The sequence below is a fragment of the Mesorhizobium sp. B2-5-13 genome (genome assembly GCF_006440535.1).
Taxonomy (GTDB): domain Bacteria; phylum Pseudomonadota; class Alphaproteobacteria; order Rhizobiales; family Rhizobiaceae; genus Mesorhizobium; species Mesorhizobium salmacidum.
Map to the genome: position 1 here is coordinate 243,656 of NZ_VFUI01000007.1, position 18,599 is coordinate 262,254.

19 protein-coding genes and 1 pseudogene are annotated in these 18,599 nt (G+C 62.3%); 8 read left to right on the plus strand and 12 right to left on the minus strand.

Annotated features, from left to right (window positions below; genetic code table 11):
* Positions 1-84 precede the first annotated feature (84 nt).
* Positions 85-792 carry a phosphatase PAP2 family protein gene (locus FJ434_RS14950; protein WP_181165920.1) on the plus strand — a complete coding sequence of 236 codons (708 nt, stop codon included), beginning with the start codon at positions 85-87 and terminating at the stop codon, positions 790-792.
* Here the strand turns inward: FJ434_RS14950 and FJ434_RS14955 are convergent.
* A complete protein-coding gene (locus tag FJ434_RS14955; RefSeq protein WP_140503227.1) occupies positions 789-1,283 on the minus strand; it encodes a DUF2127 domain-containing protein in 495 nt (164 codons plus the stop codon). The two genes, FJ434_RS14950 and FJ434_RS14955, sit on opposite strands and share 4 nt — an antisense overlap.
* Positions 1,284-1,323: 40 nt before the next feature.
* Between FJ434_RS14955 and FJ434_RS14960 the strand changes: the two genes are divergently transcribed.
* A complete protein-coding gene (locus FJ434_RS14960) occupies positions 1,324-1,866 on the plus strand; it encodes a phosphatase PAP2 family protein (protein ID WP_140712226.1) in 543 nt (180 codons plus the stop codon).
* Between the two features lie 1,314 nt (positions 1,867-3,180).
* Here FJ434_RS14960 and FJ434_RS14970 read toward each other — a convergent pair.
* The 8 genes and pseudogenes from FJ434_RS14970 to secA all read right to left on the minus strand — a co-directional run bounded on the left by FJ434_RS14970 (position 3,181) and on the right by secA (position 11,959).
* Entirely contained in the window at positions 3,181-3,384 is a 204-nt protein-coding gene (locus FJ434_RS14970) for a CsbD family protein (protein WP_027143449.1), read from the minus strand.
* A 311-nt stretch (positions 3,385-3,695) separates the two neighbouring features.
* A complete protein-coding gene (locus FJ434_RS14975; RefSeq protein WP_140747840.1) occupies positions 3,696-4,064 on the minus strand; it encodes a hypothetical protein in 369 nt (122 codons plus the stop codon).
* 4 nt (positions 4,065-4,068) lie between these two features.
* The gene (locus tag FJ434_RS14980; protein ID WP_140747837.1) at positions 4,069-5,019 is read right to left on the minus strand and encodes a WxcM-like domain-containing protein; all 951 of its coding nucleotides are present in this window, start codon (positions 5,017-5,019) and stop codon (positions 4,069-4,071) included.
* Positions 5,016-5,954 (minus strand): glycosyltransferase family 2 protein, encoded by a 939-nt coding sequence (locus tag FJ434_RS14985; protein WP_210242176.1) that lies wholly within the window; start codon positions 5,952-5,954, stop codon positions 5,016-5,018. Before FJ434_RS14985 ends, FJ434_RS14980 begins: the two co-directional genes overlap by 4 nt.
* Complete coding sequence (locus FJ434_RS14990) at positions 5,951-7,057, minus strand: DegT/DnrJ/EryC1/StrS family aminotransferase (protein WP_181165919.1); 1,107 nt, start codon at positions 7,055-7,057, stop codon at positions 5,951-5,953. Before FJ434_RS14990 ends, FJ434_RS14985 begins: the two co-directional genes overlap by 4 nt.
* 193 nt (positions 7,058-7,250) lie before the next feature.
* Positions 7,251-8,531 carry a GNAT family N-acetyltransferase gene (locus FJ434_RS14995; RefSeq protein WP_140747829.1) on the minus strand — a complete coding sequence of 427 codons (1,281 nt, stop codon included), beginning with the start codon at positions 8,529-8,531 and terminating at the stop codon, positions 7,251-7,253.
* Positions 8,531-8,791, minus strand: a pseudogene (locus FJ434_RS15000) (polysaccharide biosynthesis C-terminal domain-containing protein); the annotation flags it as partial. The gene FJ434_RS14995 and the pseudogene FJ434_RS15000, both read right to left, overlap by 1 nt.
* Before the next feature lie 435 nt (positions 8,792-9,226).
* Positions 9,227-11,959 carry a preprotein translocase subunit SecA gene (secA, locus tag FJ434_RS15005; RefSeq protein ID WP_140747826.1) on the minus strand — a complete coding sequence of 911 codons (2,733 nt, stop codon included), beginning with the start codon at positions 11,957-11,959 and terminating at the stop codon, positions 9,227-9,229.
* 260 nt (positions 11,960-12,219) lie between these two features.
* On the opposite strand from secA, the gene FJ434_RS15010 reads away from it, so the two are divergent.
* Complete coding sequence (locus tag FJ434_RS15010) at positions 12,220-13,146, plus strand: peptidylprolyl isomerase (RefSeq protein WP_140747823.1); 927 nt, start codon at positions 12,220-12,222, stop codon at positions 13,144-13,146.
* Positions 13,147-13,227: 81 nt separating this feature from the next.
* Here FJ434_RS15010 and FJ434_RS15015 read toward each other — a convergent pair whose 3' ends face one another.
* Entirely contained in the window at positions 13,228-13,827 is a 600-nt protein-coding gene (locus FJ434_RS15015; RefSeq protein WP_140747820.1) for a TetR/AcrR family transcriptional regulator, read from the minus strand.
* 105 nt (positions 13,828-13,932) lie between these two features.
* Positions 13,933-14,286 carry a caspase family protein gene (locus tag FJ434_RS15020; RefSeq protein ID WP_246675952.1) on the minus strand — a complete coding sequence of 118 codons (354 nt, stop codon included), beginning with the start codon at positions 14,284-14,286 and terminating at the stop codon, positions 13,933-13,935.
* Positions 14,287-14,398: 112 nt separating this feature from the next.
* Between FJ434_RS15020 and argJ the strand changes: the two genes are divergently transcribed.
* The 5 genes from argJ (at position 14,399) to FJ434_RS15045 (ending at position 17,558) form a co-directional block, all read left to right on the plus strand.
* Positions 14,399-15,640, plus strand: a complete 1,242-nt coding sequence (gene argJ / locus FJ434_RS15025; protein ID WP_140747817.1) for a bifunctional glutamate N-acetyltransferase/amino-acid acetyltransferase ArgJ — start codon at positions 14,399-14,401, stop codon at positions 15,638-15,640.
* A 29-nt stretch (positions 15,641-15,669) separates the two neighbouring features.
* Positions 15,670-16,422 carry a GNAT family N-acetyltransferase gene (locus tag FJ434_RS15030; protein ID WP_140748131.1) on the plus strand — a complete coding sequence of 251 codons (753 nt, stop codon included), beginning with the start codon at positions 15,670-15,672 and terminating at the stop codon, positions 16,420-16,422.
* Positions 16,415-16,837, plus strand: coding sequence for a (deoxy)nucleoside triphosphate pyrophosphohydrolase (locus FJ434_RS15035; RefSeq protein WP_027143436.1), 423 nt, complete (start codon positions 16,415-16,417; stop codon positions 16,835-16,837). Before FJ434_RS15030 ends, FJ434_RS15035 begins: the two co-directional genes overlap by 8 nt.
* A gap of 117 nt (positions 16,838-16,954) precedes the next feature.
* Positions 16,955-17,269: a hypothetical protein gene (locus tag FJ434_RS15040; RefSeq protein WP_027143435.1), complete on the plus strand. Its 315-nt coding sequence runs from the start codon at positions 16,955-16,957 to the stop codon at positions 17,267-17,269.
* 109 nt (positions 17,270-17,378) lie between these two features.
* Positions 17,379-17,558: a Flp family type IVb pilin gene (locus FJ434_RS15045; protein WP_140503203.1), complete on the plus strand. Its 180-nt coding sequence runs from the start codon at positions 17,379-17,381 to the stop codon at positions 17,556-17,558.
* A 143-nt stretch (positions 17,559-17,701) separates the two neighbouring features.
* Here FJ434_RS15045 and FJ434_RS15050 read toward each other — a convergent pair whose 3' ends face one another.
* Entirely contained in the window at positions 17,702-18,574 is an 873-nt protein-coding gene (locus FJ434_RS15050; RefSeq protein WP_140747814.1) for a methyltransferase domain-containing protein, read from the minus strand.
* Between the last annotated feature and the right edge of the window lie 25 nt (positions 18,575-18,599).

Consider the following 18,599-nt stretch of genomic DNA (forward strand, 5'->3'; position numbering starts at 1 on the left):
AGGATGCCCCATGGAACCAGATGAATGAACGAGAATTGACGTGTGTCGGCTGCCGAGTGTGGCCCTCCTAACAGGCCGAGTTGCATGGACATCAAGGCTCCTTCCTCATCCACCGGTGTTCTGCGGGGCTTCCAAAGCGACGGCATGTGGCTGATCCTCTCCTTGTTTGTGGCAGGCGGCCTCATCCTGGGCTTCGGCCTTCTCGCGGAGGAAGTCATTGAGGGCGACACAAAGGGTTTTGATCGGACAGTGCTTCTGGCGTTCCGCAGCGCCGGTGATCCGAGCAATCCGATTGGCCCTCCTTGGCTGGAAGAAATGGGACGTGATGTCACCTCCCTCGGCAGCTTCGCGTTCCTGGCCTTCGTGTCGGTAGCTGCAGTGGGGTATCTGCTGATCACACGGGAACGATGGTACGCGGCGTTGGTAGCCCTAGCCGTGGTCGGCGGGGAGGTAATCAGCACCTTACTCAAGATCGCGTTCGACCGGCCAAGGCCAGATGTTATTCATTCTGCAAGGGTCTTCACTGCGAGCTTTCCAAGCGGACACGCTATGCTTTCGGCGGTCACGTTCCTCACGCTCGGAGCCCTGCTCGCCAAAGCCAGCCCCGATCACCGTGCCAAAGCCTACTTTGTCTCGCTCGCCTTGTTCTTGACGGTCATGGTCGGATTGAGCCGCGTGTATCTCGGCGTACACTACCCCACCGATGTTCTCGCGGGCTGGTGTGTCGGTTCCGCCTGGGCAATTCTGTGCTGGTCTGCCATCAGGTGGATTGAGCAAAGGCGAAGTCGTTAGCTCGGTGACTGTGCTGGGCTGTGCCGCCGCATCACGCGCCATTCGTGCCAGATCAGCACCATCACCACGGCATCGAAGACGGTCAAAACCAAGAGGCCGGCAGAGTGCGTGTAGGACCAGCGATAGACTTGATAAACCATAAACGCTCCAAGCGCCACGAGCGAAGCGGGATACGACCACAGCTTGCCTCGCAGTAGGCCGATGACCAAGAGCAGCTTGATTAGGCCGTGGCTGAGCAGGTAGAAGGCGTAGAACTCCTTGCTGGCGACCGAGAAATGGCTCGCCATCTGCGACAGATGGCCCGCTATGAAATCGTGCGGGTCTTCGATCAACTCGTCTTGGGTGAAGGCATTGACCCACGACGCAATTGCGCCTGTGGTGACGAAATAGAGCAGGACACCACCGAGACACTCGATCACGGCGTGAGCGCCCTTGAGCCAGACGCTGACTTCAAAAATCTGATGGATGCGTCGTTCGTCGACTGCTCTCATAAATTCATCTCGCGATCCTCAATAACGGAAGCAAGACCGAATGGATGCAACTCTTACTCACTGGATCAACGGGGCCGCCGGGCTTCACCCCGTGCTTGACATGGTAATGATCGGGGTCTCCCAGATCGGCGTTCCGTTCATGGTGATGGCCGTGGTCCTGCAATGGTGGGTCAAGGCCGACCGCTACCACGTTCGACACGCGGCCCTGTCAGCGGGTCTGGCGTTCTTGCTCGGTCTGGCGATCAACCAGTTCATCCTGTTGTTCGTGCATCGGATACGGCCCTATGATGCCGGCGTGACGCATTTGTTGATCGCGCCTAGCGCGGACTGGTCCTTCCCCTCAGATCACGCGACCGCGACCGTGGCCATCGTTGCGGCGTTCGCGATGCAAGCCCTGCCGCGCCGAACGCTTGCTCTTGGCGTTTTGGCATGTCTGGTTTGCTGGTCCAGAATTTTCATCGGCACCCACTACCTCACTGACGTGCTCGGCGGTGCCATCACTGGCATCGTGGGAGCCGTTGTGGTGCGTTTGACCTACCGTGAGAACTCTCGGCTGAACAATCTGGCGATCAAAATCCTGTAAGAGTCAGGGTCCGAGCCTGTTGATGCTTCCTCCAGCTGTGATGGCCATCATTTGTTGTTTGAGCCTGCGCGCTCTTCCTGATAGACGCCCGCCTTCGCGTTAGAGCGGGGTGGCGATGTTGGAGAAGACGTGACGACGAATTGGACTGCGAGACGACACCGCAAGGACGAGGTCAAGGAACGCGCTCAGGAGCCCAGCGCGATGTTCACCCGGTGCCGAGTGGTCGGGTGTAGCAGGCCGGCCGGTGCGGGCACAGGAGACGGCTTAGACACGCGCTTCTGCCGCTCCCATGCGGATCACTACGCCCGCCACGGGAGCCCCTACAAACCGTCCTACGGGGCGCGAGAGGTCAACCCCTACCGGGTCGCCGCTCTGGCATGGCTGGAGGCAAACCCGAATGACACCTACGTGGCCAATGCGGTCGGAGCTTACGGGCGTCGAGAAGGAAATCCTGAAGCGGTTGCCGACTACCGCCGACGACTTTTAAGTGGGGAAATCCCCAGCCTACGCTGAGTTCGTGATTTCGGGGAGACAATGGTTGCGGCGACGTTGGACGCAAACCCTTGCAGCACAGGGGGTTCAGCGATGCCGGTATCGTACAAGATCGGGTAGTCGTCGAGGTACATGAGTTATTCATCATCTCGTGAGGGCGGCAGAGCCTAAGAGGCTGTCTCGATTAGACTTTTCAGCGTTTTTCCACCGAGTTCGATTTGGTGGAAATACCCCGGCTAGGGGCACCATTTGATCGCTTTGAAGTCAACAAATCCAACCCCAAGACCGTGGGCGTGAGCCATTTTGGTCAGACCACATTTTAGCTCGCTGACCTCAGGGCTTCGCGCTAGGCTCTATCTTTAACGTTCATCGTTGGGAGGAAACGCGGTGAACATGACGCGGCATCGGATATTACCCCGCCTGACAAGCGAAGAGCTTGTTTCCATGACGCTATCGGGGTGGGAGGCATTTGCGATAGTCTCCACCCGGGAAGTGATCGCGGAGGTTCGACGCCTGGCGCCGGACTGGCCGTGCAGCGATGACGCCCTGGTGGAGGCCGTGGTCAAATTAGCAACTGGTCGGACCATGGCCGTTTGTTTTGACCATCGCGACCAACACGCCGTTTGAAGTTCAGGAAGCATTCACGGGGGTTGCGCGCGGAAGGCTTTCAAAGCGGGAGGCCTCCGTGTGCCGGAGTTTTGCCACGTCAGCCAGTTCTCGATCAGCAAGGCAAAGCTGAGGACACCGCAGCCATCTGCCCAGGACGGAGAAAGGACGCCGGCCCATGCCGGCGCCTCTCAACGAAATGGACGTTTGAACGAACTACCAACTCTGGCGGCGATACCAGTCGTCGACCTCCTGGCGAACGCGATCCTTCGCGATGCCGTAGCGTTCCTGAATCTTGCCCTCCAGCTGGTCGCGCCTCCCGGCTATCTGGTCAAGATCGTCGTCGGTGAGATCGCCCCACTGTTCCTTCACCTTGCCCTTGAATTGCTTCCAGTTTCCTTCGATGCGGTTCCAATCCATGGTTCTCTCCTCGATGGTCTGTCGAAAGCAGGGCGAGCACGCCCCGTCATGACATCCAACATCCAGCTCTGCAAAAATGTTCCGGAATAGCTCGCCTATATTCAGCTACGGGTGTCGCATTGAGCGCTTCGGGAGGTGGGCAGCGATGCAAGATCAGGCGTTTTGACCAACCCGTCCAGGTCGCACTTGGCAGGTCCGTTGCGGCATCCCGCGCCCCCGCCAATCCGGTCAGCGAAAGGAAGTCAGTTCCGAAAAATACATATCAATAAAGGTGGCGAACAGGTTGATCGCCGGCTTGGTCGCGCGTTTGCCTATCTGCATGGTCGGCGAAGTATCCATCGGGAAATCAGGAAGTTGAGGATCGTCGTGACGGCAAGGGTCAGGAAGAACGCGATCGCGGTCTTCTGCTGGATGCTTCGCAGAAAGTGAAGACTCGCCAATCCGATCAGGAAGACGACAATGATCGAGCCCCCCATCGCCAGGCGATCGGCAAAACCGGTGCGTCCTCCGGGAAAGACACGCTCGGGATAGAACATCATGACGAACAACAGACCGGCCAGCCAGGCAATGGTATAGGAAAGACCTGAAGGCAGGACAACGAGGCCGGCAAAATAGATGAGGCTGGTCAAAGCTGTGTTGAGACCACCGGCGACGAGGAAGCGGACAGCGTCTGCGCGCATTCGGTCAGCGGCCGTCCTGTCTGACTATGCTGAGGAAATCCGTATAATCCCTGATGTAGTCACTGGCGTCATAGTGATGCGAAGCCATGACCAGCAGGACCGTGTCTGGCTGGAATTTGTACTGGATTCCCCAGATGCCTGGCGGCATGTAGAGCCCGATCGACGGTTCGGCCAGTGAAACCTCTTTTCTGTCATGGCCGTTGTCGAGGACAACCGAAAGCCGGCCGTGGGCGGCGATAAGGAATTGATGGCATTCGCGATGCGCGTGCTCGCCCCGGACCTTGTCGGAAGGCACGCCGTAGACCAGAAAGGAGCGTGCCGGTTTGAAGGGCAGGTTCGAACCGAACTCCAGCGGTGCGATCTCGCCGCGCAGGTCGCCAAAATGCGGCAGCCGCCAGAGTTCGCCGCCGCCGATGCCAAGCGGCATTCTTTCGCCGGGCGTATCGGGGAATGTCTGCGTCACTGTCGGCTGGATTTGCGGACCGGTCTGGTAGCCGATGATGATGGCTGGATTTCCGACCACCACGGCATTGGGGGGAACGTTTTTGGTCACCACCGCGCCGGCGCCGATCATCGCCTGACGTCCGATGACTATGCCTGGCAGGATGGTCGCATTAGCGCCTATTGATGCCCCGTCCTCCACCGTCGTCAGAAGAAATGCCTCGGGATACTCTTTCGAGCGCGGGAAACGATCGTTGGTGAATGTCGCGTTTGGACCAACGAACACGCGGTTCCCAAGGCGGAGGCCGTCCCACAATTGAACGCCACTTTTTATAGTCACGTCATCACCGATCACCACGTCGTTCTCGATGAAAACATGATCACAAATGTTGCAGCCAGCACCGATAGCGGCGCCCGGCAGAACGTGGGCAAACGCCCAGATGCGTGTTCCCTGGCCGATATGCGGACTTTCGCAGATGCCCTGCTCATGAACAAAAAATGCCTTGCCGGTCATTTCGATGTCCCCTCGACGACGCGGCTGATCACCCGGAGGGGCCGTGACTTGGTGTTTTCAACCGCCCGCCAGAGATAGCAGCCGAGAATGCCCTGGACCATCAGACTGGCCGATCCGAAGCCCACGATCAGCAGCACCAGCGTTGTGTAGCCCGCCGCGTCAATGTTGCCGAGCAACCGCGCCGCGACGGTAACGGCCGCAAACATCAGGCTGAGCAGGCAGCCCGCAAAGCCCACCCAAAGGGTCAGAATTATCGGGAAGTCGGAGAACGAAAAGATGCTGTCCATCATGTATCTGAACCGACGGGCCATGCTCCAGGCACTCGTTCCGTGCTCTCGTTCGCGCCGGCGATAGGGCACGAATTCCCGCCTGAAGCCAACCCAGAACAATTGCACGACAAGCGAGGAGTTGGGCTCCTCGATGGACAGGATCGCTTCCAGCACCTGGCGGTTGCAGGCAAAAATATCGACCCCGCCGCTTGGCATGCTGGGCAGGACGAGCCTGCGGTAGGCCGCCCAGAACGCTTTCGACAAAAACCGTGTGATCGGCGGATCATTGCGGCCGGTCCTGCGTCCAAATACGACGTCTGCGCCATCCTTATCCAGGATCGAGAAGAACTCCACGATCAGTTCCGGCGGCTCCTGGAGGTCGGCGGCCATGGCGGCGACATGATCGCCAGAAGCATGCTCGAGACCGGTTCGAATGGCGGTGAAAGAGCCGAAATTCCGGCTGTGAAAGATGATCTTGTAGTCGAAGGCGGAGGTCTTCAGCGCATTGAGAAGCAGGGGCCCCGATTCATCCGGCGACCCGTCGATGACGAAGACGAATTCGATATCGCCCCCATATCTGGCATGAAAATTGGCGACCGCCTGCATCAGGGAGGGGACATTCGCCTGATTGCGGTAGATCGGAAAAACGATCGAGCGTGTCGTCACATTGCCTCCCATTGGGCGAGCGCCAGACAGACTTGGCCGACCTCGTCATTCGTCATGTCGGGATAGCATGGCACGGTGCAGAGACGGTTGACGCTGGCCCTTGAGACCACCAGATTTTCGGTTCCTTTCATCGGCAGTCCTGCCCAGCCAACCTGATCGCAGTCAAGGACGGGGTAGTGGATATCGGTATCGACGCCACGCTCCTTCATGAAAATCCTGAACGCATCGCGCTCGTCGCATAGGGCGACGGCAAGGTGCGCGATCGCGCCGTCACCGCCTTCCACGAACTGCAGCCGCCGCCCGGCGGCCGACTTGTAGCGGCCCAGAATAGCACGGCGCTGTTCGTTTCTATCGCCCAGATCACGCAGAAAGACATCAAGAACGGCCGCCTGGACCTCATCCATGCGGGAATTCCGGCCATAGGGTACGCCGACATGGTATTTTGAAATCCAGCCATATTGCTGCAGCCGCCGTACATGTTCGGCGATCGCCGGCTCCGACGTCAGAATGGCGCCTCCGTCACCCGCCGCGCCGAGATTCTTGGTCGGGTAGAAGCTGAAAGTCGACACGTCCGCGAGCGAACCCGCCACGCGCCCGCCGATACGTGCGCCATGCGCCTGCGCACAATCCTCCACGATAGGAATATGTGAGAGCCCGGTCTCGGCGAGCGCGCTCTTGATGGCACCGACATCGACGACGCCACCATAAAGATGCGTGACCACGATGGCAGCGGTATCGATGCCGGCCGCGGCCAGCACCGATGAAACGCTGATCAACTGGCTGGCTGCCTCGATGTCGACATAGTGGGGGACAAGGTCGTTGTGCCAGCAGGCGCAACTTGCGTAGCCGCCGGCATTGGCAGCCATGATGACTTCGCGTCCCCGAGCGCCATTGCGTGAGACAACCGCAGCTAAGGCCAGTTCGAGAGCGTCCGTTCCGTTGGCCACAAGAACGCAATCCGAGACGCCGATGAACTCTGCAAAGTTGGCGGCAAATTTCTTGCCCATCGCGCCATTGAGCCACCATCCAGAGCGCAGTGTGCTTGTTACTTCACGTTCAATTTCGACCTGGTATCGTTGATACAGTCGCTTGAGGTCGTTCATCGGGACGGAATCTTGTTTCGTCATCGGCGACTCAATGGCGGAATCTGTTTTCACTTCGAGAGTGGTCGCTGGACACAACTCTTGGCAAGCTGAATTAATGCTGTCGTCAAAAAACCCCGACCTCCATTGAACGCGATACGCCGGCTGCGCGACAGGCTGATTGACCGCGGCCAGGCTCGTCTCGACGGACCCCTTACCGCCTTTTCAGCAAACTCTTCATCCGGTTGCGCAGCAGTCGCGCCATGTTGCGGGTCTCGCGGTACAGGTGCAACTGGGAGGCGGCCTGGCGGGCGAGGCGGTCGGCGTCGCGAGTCAACCCGATCACCAGCGTGCCGACCGGCTTGCGCTCGCTCCATAACCGGCTCATCACCGGGTGATCGGGCACCGCGCAGGAATCGGTCATCATGATGTTGGGATCTTCGAGATGCTGCCTGGTGACCTCGATCATCAGCAGCGTGCCGGGCGAATAGACGGCCAGCGTCTCGTCGTACGCTGTCTTCCAGGTGTAGGCGACGCCAGCTTCGACGAAGACGATCAGGCAAGCGATGGTGCGGCCGTCGAGCGTCAGCGAATGAATGCGGCACATGTCCTGTTCGGCGAGCCGGTGCACAGCCTCGCGGGCGAAGGCGGCGCGGAAGCGGTCGATCGCCATGGCGGTGCGCTCGCGGCCTTTCCAGCCGGACGCTTCCAGCGTCAGGAAGTGCTCGATTGCGTGGCGGATTTCCTCGGGGCCGCGTGCCACGACATGTTCGAGCTTGCCGAGATCGCCCAGGCGCCGCTTCAGGCGGCGAAACTCGCGATAATGGTGCGCGCGCAGCGAAGCCTTCAGATAGTCGTCGCCGTCGAGTTCGCTCTCCAGCACCGGGCGTGAGGTCTGACCCGTGGTGACCAGCATCAGCCCGCGCGTCTCGGCCACGGTGCCGATCAGGCTCGCCACCGGACCGTCCAGCCTGATGTCGGGCAGGACCAGGACTTTCGGCAACTTCAAATGCGGGCGCGACAACATCGAGAAGAAATCCTCGACCACGCCGACCGGATCGTCGCGGTCGATCAGCGGCGTGCCGAGCGGACCGAACGGGCTCGACCATGTGCGCATGACCGGCACGCCCAGCGGCACCATCGGCCGCTCCACCGAGATCGGCACCAGCAGGCGCAGCCGGTTGCGGTATTCGTCACCGTCGCGGATCACTGCAAGGCGTACCTCGCGGTCTTCCAGCCGGGGCATGGCCGGCGCCAGAAAGCGCGGGTTGAAGAAGACGTTCGGCTCGATCGTGCGGGCGCAGAGATAGTCCAGTTCCTCGACCAGGTCGAAGCCGGCCGATGCCGGGTAGATGGCGAGTTTGCGCTCGGGCCGGTTGTTGGCGAGGATCTCGATATGGGCCGGATCGGCGTCGCGCGCCAGTCCGGCAAGGCCGGACACCATGGCGCCGGCGGAACCGCCGCTGGTTTCCTCGAGCAAGGGGATGGCGGCCATCAGGCGGCTCCTTCGGGTGGCACGAAGATCGCCATGACGATGCCGAGCCTGCGCCAGACCGTGAAGGACAGCGCGCCGGCCTCGAAGATCGTGGCGAAGGCGGTGGCCAGGGCGCCCCGCAGGCCGAAAAACGGGATCAGCACCACGTTGAGCGCGACGTTGAAGGCCAGTGTCATGGCATGGACGGCTGCGCGGACATTCTGATTGCCGCTCATGGCGAGCAGGCTTTCGCAAGGACCGACGGCGGCGCGCGCCGCGACGCGCTCGTCGGCGGTGAACAGCACGGCGTCGATGCGGTCAAGCAGCGGCCCCAGCGCCAAACGCTGCGGCAAGAACCGCCCGACAGTCGTGGCCGCGGAAAAGCGCACCCCGATTTCTCTCCGTTTTCCGCCTCTTTTCAGGCTTTGGTGTAGCGAAGACACCTTAAGAAAGCGTGGGTGGGGAGCCTCTTTCTCCCCGTCACTATATGGGGAGAAGGTGCCGGCAGGCGGATGAGGGGCGGCGCAGGATTTGGAGATTTACGTCGGGAAGGTTGGAGGAATCCTCCTACAGGCGAGCCGCGGTTGCGAAGTCATCTCCAAGGTGGAGACATCAGACCAAATCGCAAGCCTCGGCGCCGCCCTCATCGCGGCCCCTTCGGGCTACCTTCTCCCCGTAGCGACGGTAGCGACAGGGAGGAGGAAAGAGCTGCGTCGTTAGGCGAACGCGCCGTGGCAGTGCTTGTATTTCTTGCCGGAGCCGCAGGGGCAGGCTTCGTTACGGCCGACCTTGCCCCAGGTGGCCTGGTTGTTCGGATCGCGATCCTCGGGGGCGACGACGGCGCTCTGCTCCTGGCGCACTAGGACGGCGGTCTCACCACCATCGAAATCGTTCTCGCCGGTGGTGCCGTCGATATGCGTGCCGAACATGTCGGGCGCTTCCGGCGGTGGGGCTTCGGCGGCCTGCCGGACCAGTTCGACGCGCATCAGCTGCGCGGTGACGGCCTGGCGCAGATTGCCGAGCATCGCCTGGAACAGCTCGAACGCCTCGCTCTTGTATTCCTGCAGCGGATCGCGCTGGGCGTAACCGCGGAAGCCGACCACCGAACGCAGATGGTCGAGATTGACGATGTGCTCGCGCCACAGATGGTCGAGCGTCTGCAGCACCACCGAGCGCTCGACATAGGTCATCACCTCGGGGCCGAAACGGTCGGCGCGCTCCTTGGCGGCGTCGGCGGCGGCGGCAGAGATGCGCTCGCGGATGTCGTCCTCGGCGATGCCTTCTTCCTTCACCCAGTCCTCGACCGGCAGGTCGAGATTGAGGAATTCGGCGACCTCGGCCTTCAGGCCCGCGACGTCCCACTGCTCGGCGTAAGCGTTTTCGGGTATCGCCTTGGCGACGATCTCGTCGATGACGCCTTCGCGCATCTCGCGGATGGTTTCCGAGAGGCCCTCGCCGTCCATCAGCTCGATGCGCTGTTCGAACACCACCTTGCGCTGGTCGTTGGAGACGTCGTCATATTTCAACAGGTTCTTGCGGATGTCGAAGTTGCGCGCCTCGACCTTCTTCTGCGCCTTTTCCAGCGCCTTGTTGATCCACGGGTGGATGATCGCCTCATCTTCCTTGAGGCCGAGCTTCTGCAGCATACCGTCCATGCGCTCGGAGCCGAAGATGCGCATCAGGTCATCCTGCAGCGACAGGAAGAATTTCGAGCGGCCGGGGTCGCCCTGGCGGCCCGAACGACCTCTGAGCTGATTGTCGATGCGGCGCGACTCGTGGCGCTCGGTGGCGAGCACGTAAAGGCCGCCGGCGGCCAGCGCCTTTTCCTTCAGGCGCTCGACGTCGGCATAAATCTCCTTTTCACGCGCCTCGCGCTCGGGACCCTCCGGCATGTCGCCCAGCTCGTCGGCGATGCGCATCTCGGCATTGCCGCCAAGCTTGATATCGGTACCGCGGCCGGCCATGTTGGTGGCGATGGTGATGGCGCCGGGCTTGCCGGCCTGGGCGACGATCGCCGCCTCGCGCTCGTGGTGGCGGGCGTTCAGCACCTCGAAATCCGTGAAGCCTTCCTTGCGCAGGCGCTCGGCCAACTGCTCGGACTTTTCGATCGACGTCGTACCCACCAGCGTCGGCTGGCCCTTGGCGCTGGCTTCGCGGATCTCCCTGACGATCGCCTTGTACTTCTCTTCGACCGTCCGGTAGACCTCGTCGTCCTCGTCCTTGCGGATAACGGGCAGGTTGGTCGGGATCTCGGTGACTTCGAGACCGTAGATGTTGCCGAATTCCTCGGCCTCGGTCAGCGCTGTGCCGGTCATGCCGGAAAGCTTCTTGTAGAGGCGGAAATAGTTCTGGAAGGTGACGGAGGCGAGCGTCTGGTTCTCCGGCTGGATCGCCACATGCTCCTTGGCTTCGAGCGCCTGGTGCAGGCCTTCCGAATAGCGGCGGCCCGGCATCATGCGGCCGGTGAACTCGTCGATGATGACGATCTCGCCGTTGCGCACGATGTAGTCCTTGTCGCGCTGGAACAGCCGGTGCGCCTTCAGCGCGTTGTTGACGTGATGGACGATGGCGACGTTCTCGACGTCGTAGAGCGACTCGCCCTTGAGCAGGTCGGCATCGCGCAGCATATTCTCCAGCTTCTCGGTGCCTTCCTCGGTGAAGATCGAGGTCTTCTGCTTCTCGTCGATTTCATAATCCTGCGGCTGCAGCTGGATGATGAAGGTGTCGATGGTGTTGTACATTTCCGAACGGTCCTCGAGCGGACCTGAAATGATCAGCGGCGTGCGTGCTTCGTCGACTAGGATGGAATCGACCTCGTCGACGATCGCGTAGTTGTGACCGCGCTGCACCATCTGGGCGCGCTCATACTTCATGTTGTCGCGCAGATAGTCGAAGCCGAGCTCGTTGTTGGTGGCGTAAGTGACGTCGGAGGCGTAGGCGACGCGGCGCTCCTCGTCGGACAGGCCGTGGACGATGACGCCGACCGAAAGGCCGAGGAATTTGTAGACGCGGCCCATCCATTCGGAGTCGCGGGTGGCGAGATAGTCGTTGACAGTGACGACATGGACGCCATTGCCGGCAAGCGCGTTGAGATAGACCGGCAGCGTCGCGACCAGGGTCTTGCCCTCGCCGGTGCGCATCTCGGCGATGCCGCCATTGTGCAGCACCATGCCGCCAACCAGCTGGACGTCGAAGGGGCGCATGCCGAGCACGCGGCGCGCCGCCTCGCGGGCGGTCGCGAAGGCAGGGACCAACAGGTCGTCAAGGCTGGCGCCGTTGGCGATGTCCTGGCGGAACTTTTCCGTGCGGCCGGCAAGCTCGGCGTCGGAGAGTGCCCGCATCTCGTTTTCCATGGCGTTGATCGCCTCGACGCGGGGGCGGGTCGATTTGACCCGACGGTCGTTGGAGGAACCGAAAACCTTACGGGCGAGACCGCCGAGACTGACCATCCAATGGTCCTTTCGATAGAATTCTCAATCTTGAGACAGGCGCCGGCCGGCCCCATCACATCCACGTGAACGCACCGCCTGAATGCGGGCAAACACAAAAGGCGCCCGGAAAACGGTTCTGGACGCCAAGTCGATGGACAGATAAGAGGGGGCTCAACTGATGTCAACGCCGCGCTGGCCCTGCCGGTCGCGCCAAATTCCGCCACAATCTGGCTGATCTGGAAGCCGCCCTCCTTACAATCTTCACCGGAGTCATCCTTATGTCCTTGTTGTTCAGCCGTGCGTCGCTTGCCAGCCTTGGCCTTGCCCTCGGCCTGTCGGCTCTTTGCCTGTCGCCATCGATGGCGCAGGAGGCCGCTCCCGCACCGGCTGCCCCGGCGGATGCGGCCACACCGGCCGCGGCGCCGGTCGACCCGAATACCGTGATCGCCACCGTCAATGGCCAGCCCTTGACCGAAGCCGATCTGGTGCTTGCCGAGGGCGAACTGTCGCAGCAGTTCGCGCAGTTGCCACCCGAGCAGCGCCGCGCCGCGGCACTTTCGGCGGCCATCGAAATCCGCGTCATGGCCGCCCAGGCGGTCACCACAGGCCTCGACAAGGATCCCGACTTCCAGCGCCGCATGGCCTTCCTGCAGCAGCGCGCGCTGCATGGCGAAATGGTCGAGAAGGGCGTCGTCGACAAGGTCACCGACGCCGAGGTTCACGCCCGCTACGACCAGGAAATCGCCAACACGCCGCCGGTCAACGAGGTGCATGCCCGTCACATCCTCGTGAAGACGAAGGAAGAGGCCGAGGCGATCATCAAGCAGCTCGACGGCGGCGCCGACTTCCAGAAGCTCGCCAACGAACACACCAGCGATCCCTCGGGCAAGTCCAATGGCGGCGACCTCGGCTGGTTCGGACCTGGCCAGATGGTGCCGGAGTTCGACAAGGCGGCGTTCGCGCTCGATGTCGGCAAGTACACCGAGCAGCCGGTCCAGTCCCAATTCGGCTGGCACGTCATCAAGCTCGAGGACAAGCGCGCCAAGCAGCCGCCGGCCTTCGACGAGGTCAAGGACCAGGCCAAGCAGGCTGTCATCAGGGACAAGTATTTCGCGCTGGTCAAGTCGCTGCGCGCTGGTGCCAAGGTCGAGATCCCCGACGCCAAGCTGAAGAAGGCCGTCGATACGCTGGAAAGCGCCAAGTAAGCCCGAACAGCCCGAAAAAGGGCGCGGCAGCCGAAAGGCGCCGCGCCTGCGCCCTTTTTCGTTGGCACTTGCCAGCGGTGCCTACCTGCCGGGCGCTGCTATGCCTTGCAGGAGATATCGAACCACCTTGCGGATCGTCGCTTCGGGTTCGCCGAGCCGGTTGGTCAGGAGATGCCGCCAGGCGTAGGAAGCTACGAGATCGGCGACCACGGCCGGATCGATGTCGCTGGCGATCTCGCCCCTTGCGTTGGCGCGTTCGATGATCTGGCGGGTGTGGGCCCGGCGTCCGCCAGCATAATCGGCAAGGGCTTCGGCGGCGGTTTCATCCGACTGCGCCTCGGCGATCAGGGACCTGAACACGCTGCCCGACGATGTCTCGCGCCAGTGCGAGAACAGGTTCATCAAAAAGCCGACGAGATCCTCCTCCAGTCCTCCGGTATCGGGAACGTCGACGCGCTTCTGGCGCTGATAGACCTCGAGCAGCAGTGCCGCCTTGCTTGGCCACCAGCGGTAGATGGTCGGCTTGCCGGCGCGTGCGCGCCGCGCCACCGCTTCGATCGAGAAACCGGCATAACCGGCCTCGACAAGGACTGCCTCGGCGGCCTCCAGTATGGCATCCGCACTGTCGAGATTGCGCCGCGCACCGATCGATTTGCGCGCCGTATCAGCCTCCTCGGCCATTCCTGTCGTCCTCGTTTCAATTCTCTGGCAATGATAAGCGATCCGGCGATGAAACGAAACGACCCGTTTTGTGACGCAGGGGCGCCGCGGTCATCAAGCGGTGTCTCACATCAGGCCGTGGCCGGCATAGTAGAAAAGCCCGACGCCGGCACCTTCGAGCGCATCTGAGAACTCGCCAATGCTGCGTTCAAGCGCGCGCTTGCCGAGATCGTTGCCTTCGATGACCTCGATGGAACGCAGCTTGTCGGCGATGTCTAGCGCGTCGTTGACGGGATTGGCCAGCGTGCCGGCCTCGGCATAGGTGCCGTTGCCGACGACGAGCGCCACGCGCCGTGCCGGCTCGGCGTCGGCGCGTAGCAGCAAAAGTCCCAGAAATGCCCAAGCGAGGATCGCAAGCCTGCCCATAGGGAGGATCATAGTGCCATGGACCCTGGCGACGCCAACAGATTTGAAACGCAAGCTTAATCCTGAACGTGTTTGCCCTGGCGGGAGCGACGAAAACGGCGCTTGCACCGGCGCGCCGTATCGGGCAAACCGGCCTTCCCCTTGCGATTTTCCCGCCCGAGGTCCCATGCCCACGACGATTTCGCCGCTCGCGCCAAAGAAATACCCCAAAATGCCGGAAATCGAAGGGGTGCGCATCGCCACCGCCGAAGCGGGAATAAAGTACAAGAACCGTACGGATCTCCTGGCCATGGTGTTCGACGCCGGTACCGCGGTCGCCGGCGTGTTCACCAAGTCGAAATGTCCCTCGGCGCCGGTCGATTTCTGCCGGCAGAACCTTGGCACCGGCAAGGCCCGGGTGCTGGTCGTCAATTCGGGCAACGCCAACGCCTTCACCGGCAAGAAAGGCCGCGAATCGACCGCGATGACGGGCGAAGCTGCGGCCAAGGCGGCCGGCTGCACGGCAGCTGAGGTTTTCCTCGCCTCGACCGGTGTCATCGGCGAGCCGCTCGACACAACCAAGTTCAGCCATCTGCTCGCCGGGCTGGTCAGCGACGGCAAGCCGGACCTGTGGACCGAGGCGGCAAGGGCCATCATGACCACCGATACCTATCCGAAGGTGGCGACGCAGACGGTCAAGCTCGGCGACGCCGATGTCACCATCAACGGCATTTCGAAGGGCGCCGGTATGATCGCGCCCGACATGGCGACGATGCTGTCCTTCATCGCCACCGACGCGCCGATCGCGGCACCGGTCCTGCAGGACCTGTTGTCGCGCGGCACGGCCAAGACGTTCAACGCGGTGACCGTCGACAGCGACACCTCGACCAGCGACACGCTGCTGTTGTTCGCCACCGGCAAGGCGGCAAAGCGCGGCGCGCCTGAAATCACCGATCCCAGAGATGCCCGCCTTGGCCAGTTCCGCCGGGCGCTCGGCAAGGTGCTGAAGTCGCTGGCGCTGCAGGTGGTGCGCGACGGCGAGGGCGCCCGCAAGCAGGTCGAGGTCACCGTCACCGGGGCCAAATCGGCCCGCTCGGCCAAGCGCATCGCGCTGTCGATCGCCAATTCGCCGCTGGTGAAGACGGCGGTCGCCGGCGAGGACGCCAATTGGGGCCGCGTCGTCATGGCCGTCGGCAAGGCCGGCGAGCCCGCGGATCGCGACCGGTTGTCGATCTGGTTCGGCGACAACCGGCTGGCGCATGAGGGCGAGCGCGACCCCGGCTATTCGGAAGAAGCGACCTCGGCCTACATGAAACGCGACGACATCCGCATCCGCGCCGATATCGGCATCGGCCGTGGCAAGGCGACGGTTTGGACCTGCGATCTCACCAAGGAATATGTCGCCATCAACGGCGACTACCGGAGCTGATCGCCTTGGCTTCGCGTCATCCTGCAAGCATGCTCGCGACAGTGCGCCGCTACGAGGCGGCCGGCTTTCGCGCCTGGCCCGCGGCCGCCGTCCATTATGACGGCACATGGGTGGTGCGCCTGACCGCCGGCCATCCGGCCAAGCGGCTGAACTCGGTCAATCCGCTCGATCCCGGCGACATCCAGCACATCGCCGACCGCATCGGTCGGGCGAGCCGCCGTTTCGATGCCTATGGCCGGCCGTTGACGTTCCGCATGTCGCCACTCTCCGGGCCCGATCTTGCCAGCCATCTCGACAAGGAGGGCTGGAGCCGGTTCGACGAATCGCTCGTCATGCGGCTGCCGTTGGCCGACGCGCATCTCGACGCGGCCATGGACCAGATACCGCTCAAGGACATTAGCCGCTTCATCGGCGCATTGCTCAAGGTCAGCGGCTCTGACGTATCGCTGCGGCCGGGCCTGTCGGAGATCATCGGCGCTATCCAGCCCGAGGCCGGGCTGTTTGCGCTCGAGGATGGGGCGGAGCCGCTGGCGACGCTGATCTGCGTGCATGACGGCGATCTAGCCGGCCTGTTCGAGGTCGCCACCGACAAGGCGGCGCGCAACAAGGGCCACGGCCGCAACCTGATCCTGTCGGCGCTGAAATGGGCGAGGCTGCGCGGCGCGCGGGAAGCCTGGCTGCAGGTCGAGGCGGGTAACGCGCCGGCGCTGGCGCTCTACCGCACGCTCGGCTTCGAGGAAGTCTATCGCTATCATTACCGCCGGCCGCCCGGACATGAATGATGTGATATCCAGCGGCAAGCGCCTGCTCCTGGTCGCCGCTTGCGCGCTGGTCGATGCCGACGGTCGCGTGCTGCTGGCGCAGCGGCCGCAAGGCAAGCAACTTGCCGGCCTCTGGGAGTTTCCCGGCGGCAAGGTCGAAGCCGGAGAGACGCCGGAACAATGCCTCATCCGTGAACTGCATGAGGAGATCGGCATCGAAACCGAGATCCCATGCCTGGCGCCGCTGACCTTCGCCAGCCACTCCTATGACGACTTCCATCTGCTGATGCCGCTGTTTGTCTGCCGCCGCTTCCGCGGCATCGCCCAGCCGAGGGAAGGCCAGGCGCTGAAATGGGTGCGGCCGAAACAGATGCGCGACTATCCGATGCCGCCGGCCGACGCGCCATTGATCCCGTTCCTGATCGATCTCCTCTGAGAGCTGATTGGACCACGGTCCATGTCAGCCAGCATTAATGGAAGATTTATCTCATCATGAAAAATTGATGGATGGCCGTTCTGGTACGGCCGCCGCCATGCGCTGGGGAGCGATAGAATGAGCCTGGACAGGGATTGGGATACGATCCGGCCCGACCGCGGTTTTCGTGCCGCCGATGCCGGCATGGGCGTCCTGCGGATCACGTTGCTGTTCGGATCGGCCGCGGTGGCGCTGGCGCTGATCGCGACCCCCTTCCTCGACAGTCAGACGCGCTCGCAATCGGCCCGCGAAGATTTCCCCGGCCTCGACATGACGGCTACGGGTTCGATCAGCCATCGCAGCACCTATACAGTGCGCCGCAGTGTGCTACAGGCCGAGCCCGGCGGGGTCTGCATTATCCGCTCCGATGGCAAAAGCAGTGGCGACTGCTGACAAGGTTAAGACATTTCCGAAAGGCGGCGATTTCATCGCCTGTTAAGCCTGTGCCGTTAACCTTTCTTAACAGGTCGGCGGTAGGGTTGCGGCAAGAGGGATGAACGTGATGAAAACAGTGCTGCTACGCTTTCTGAAGGACGAAAACGGGGCCACGGCCATCGAATATGGTCTGATCATTGCCGTGCTGTCGCTGACGATCGTCGGCGGCATCAGTCAGGTCTTCAACGCGATCACTTGGTTGTTCAGCGACAATTCCAGTAGACTTGCCAACGCCTTCGCCCAGTAGGGCGGTCATTGTTTGATAGAACCGCTGAACCGCTCTAACTCCTGTTTCACGCAATTCCGCAAGGGAAACCGCTACGCGTTTCCCCGGGGAAAACCGCTACGCAGTTTCCCTGGATTGCTCTGGGGCTGATGCCCGCGAACGGGTCAGTGTCCTTCAGGCTTCTCTAATATCGTCTTTAGCGAAACCTTGGCGGAACCGGGCTTCAGCGGCTTTTGCTGCGACGCGTCGGGCGCCCAGCCGGACATCCAGACAATGGAGAAGCTTGCCCTGATGCGACCATCGGAGTCGGAAAAGCGTTCGGCGTAGATTTCCGAGGCGCGGGCAAACAGCCTTCGTGACCCCGGCCGCCGGCTGCGGTCGGTAAGCGCGGTGGTTTCGCCCATGGCACGCAGATCGGCCATCAGCGCAAACAGGTCGGTATAGCGCACGGTCACCGTCTCGACGTCGGCGACCGGCAGTGCGAAACCGGCGCGCTGCAGCAGTGCGCCGGCATCGCGCACATCGGTGAACGGGATGACGCGCGGGCTGGCGCCACCGTAGAGTTCGGTCTCCGCGGCAAGCAGGCTTTCGCGCAGTTCCGCAAGCGTGCCGGCGCCTGCGAAGGCGCCAAGGAAAAGTCCGTCCGGCCGCAGGGCGCGGCGGATCTGGATCAGCATGCCCGGAATGTCGTTCATCGTCTGCAGCGACAAAAGCGACACCACCAGATCGAGACCTTGCGGCTCGAACGGCACGGTCTCCAGCGGCGCAATCAGGCCGGCGGCGCCATTCAGGAAAGCCGCATCCGCCTCGACACGGACGATGCCGGCTACCTTGCCGCTCCTCGCAAGGACGTCGGCCGCGGCCGAGGTCTGGCAAAACAGCACCGCCGCCTTGGCGAACCTGCGCTCGACGGCGCCCAGCCGGTCGGCAAGGTCCTCGGCGGCGCGATGCATGAGGAAGTCGGCACCGTCAACCGGATGGATGAGCGCACGCCGCTTGTGCGCCAGCCACAGGGAGGTATCCATTATAGGTTGCAAGGGATGGGTCCTTGTATATCCGCGC

Coding starts and splice junctions, on each gene's coding strand:
- FJ434_RS15010 (WP_140747823.1), top strand. CDS start 12,220: ATGTCCTTGTTGTTCAGCCGTGCGTCGCTTGCCAGCCTTGGCCTTGCC.
- FJ434_RS15045 (WP_140503203.1), top strand. CDS start 17,379: ATGAAAACAGTGCTGCTACGCTTTCTGAAGGACGAAAACGGGGCCACG.
- FJ434_RS14990 (WP_181165919.1), bottom strand. CDS start 7,057: ATGAACGACCTCAAGCGACTGTATCAACGATACCAGGTCGAAATTGAA.
- FJ434_RS15035 (WP_027143436.1), top strand. CDS start 16,415: ATGAATGATGTGATATCCAGCGGCAAGCGCCTGCTCCTGGTCGCCGCT.
- FJ434_RS14955 (WP_140503227.1), bottom strand. CDS start 1,283: ATGAGAGCAGTCGACGAACGACGCATCCATCAGATTTTTGAAGTCAGC.
- FJ434_RS15015 (WP_140747820.1), bottom strand. CDS start 13,827: ATGGCCGAGGAGGCTGATACGGCGCGCAAATCGATCGGTGCGCGGCGC.
- argJ (WP_140747817.1), top strand. CDS start 14,399: ATGCCCACGACGATTTCGCCGCTCGCGCCAAAGAAATACCCCAAAATG.
- FJ434_RS15040 (WP_027143435.1), top strand. CDS start 16,955: ATGAGCCTGGACAGGGATTGGGATACGATCCGGCCCGACCGCGGTTTT.
- FJ434_RS15030 (WP_140748131.1), top strand. CDS start 15,670: ATGCTCGCGACAGTGCGCCGCTACGAGGCGGCCGGCTTTCGCGCCTGG.
- FJ434_RS14995 (WP_140747829.1), bottom strand. CDS start 8,531: ATGGCCGCCATCCCCTTGCTCGAGGAAACCAGCGGCGGTTCCGCCGGC.
- FJ434_RS14970 (WP_027143449.1), bottom strand. CDS start 3,384: ATGGATTGGAACCGCATCGAAGGAAACTGGAAGCAATTCAAGGGCAAG.
- FJ434_RS14975 (WP_140747840.1), bottom strand. CDS start 4,064: ATGCGCGCAGACGCTGTCCGCTTCCTCGTCGCCGGTGGTCTCAACACA.
- FJ434_RS14950 (WP_181165920.1), top strand. CDS start 85: ATGGACATCAAGGCTCCTTCCTCATCCACCGGTGTTCTGCGGGGCTTC.
- secA (WP_140747826.1), bottom strand. CDS start 11,959: ATGGTCAGTCTCGGCGGTCTCGCCCGTAAGGTTTTCGGTTCCTCCAAC.
- FJ434_RS14980 (WP_140747837.1), bottom strand. CDS start 5,019: ATGACCGGCAAGGCATTTTTTGTTCATGAGCAGGGCATCTGCGAAAGT.
- FJ434_RS14960 (WP_140712226.1), top strand. CDS start 1,324: ATGGATGCAACTCTTACTCACTGGATCAACGGGGCCGCCGGGCTTCAC.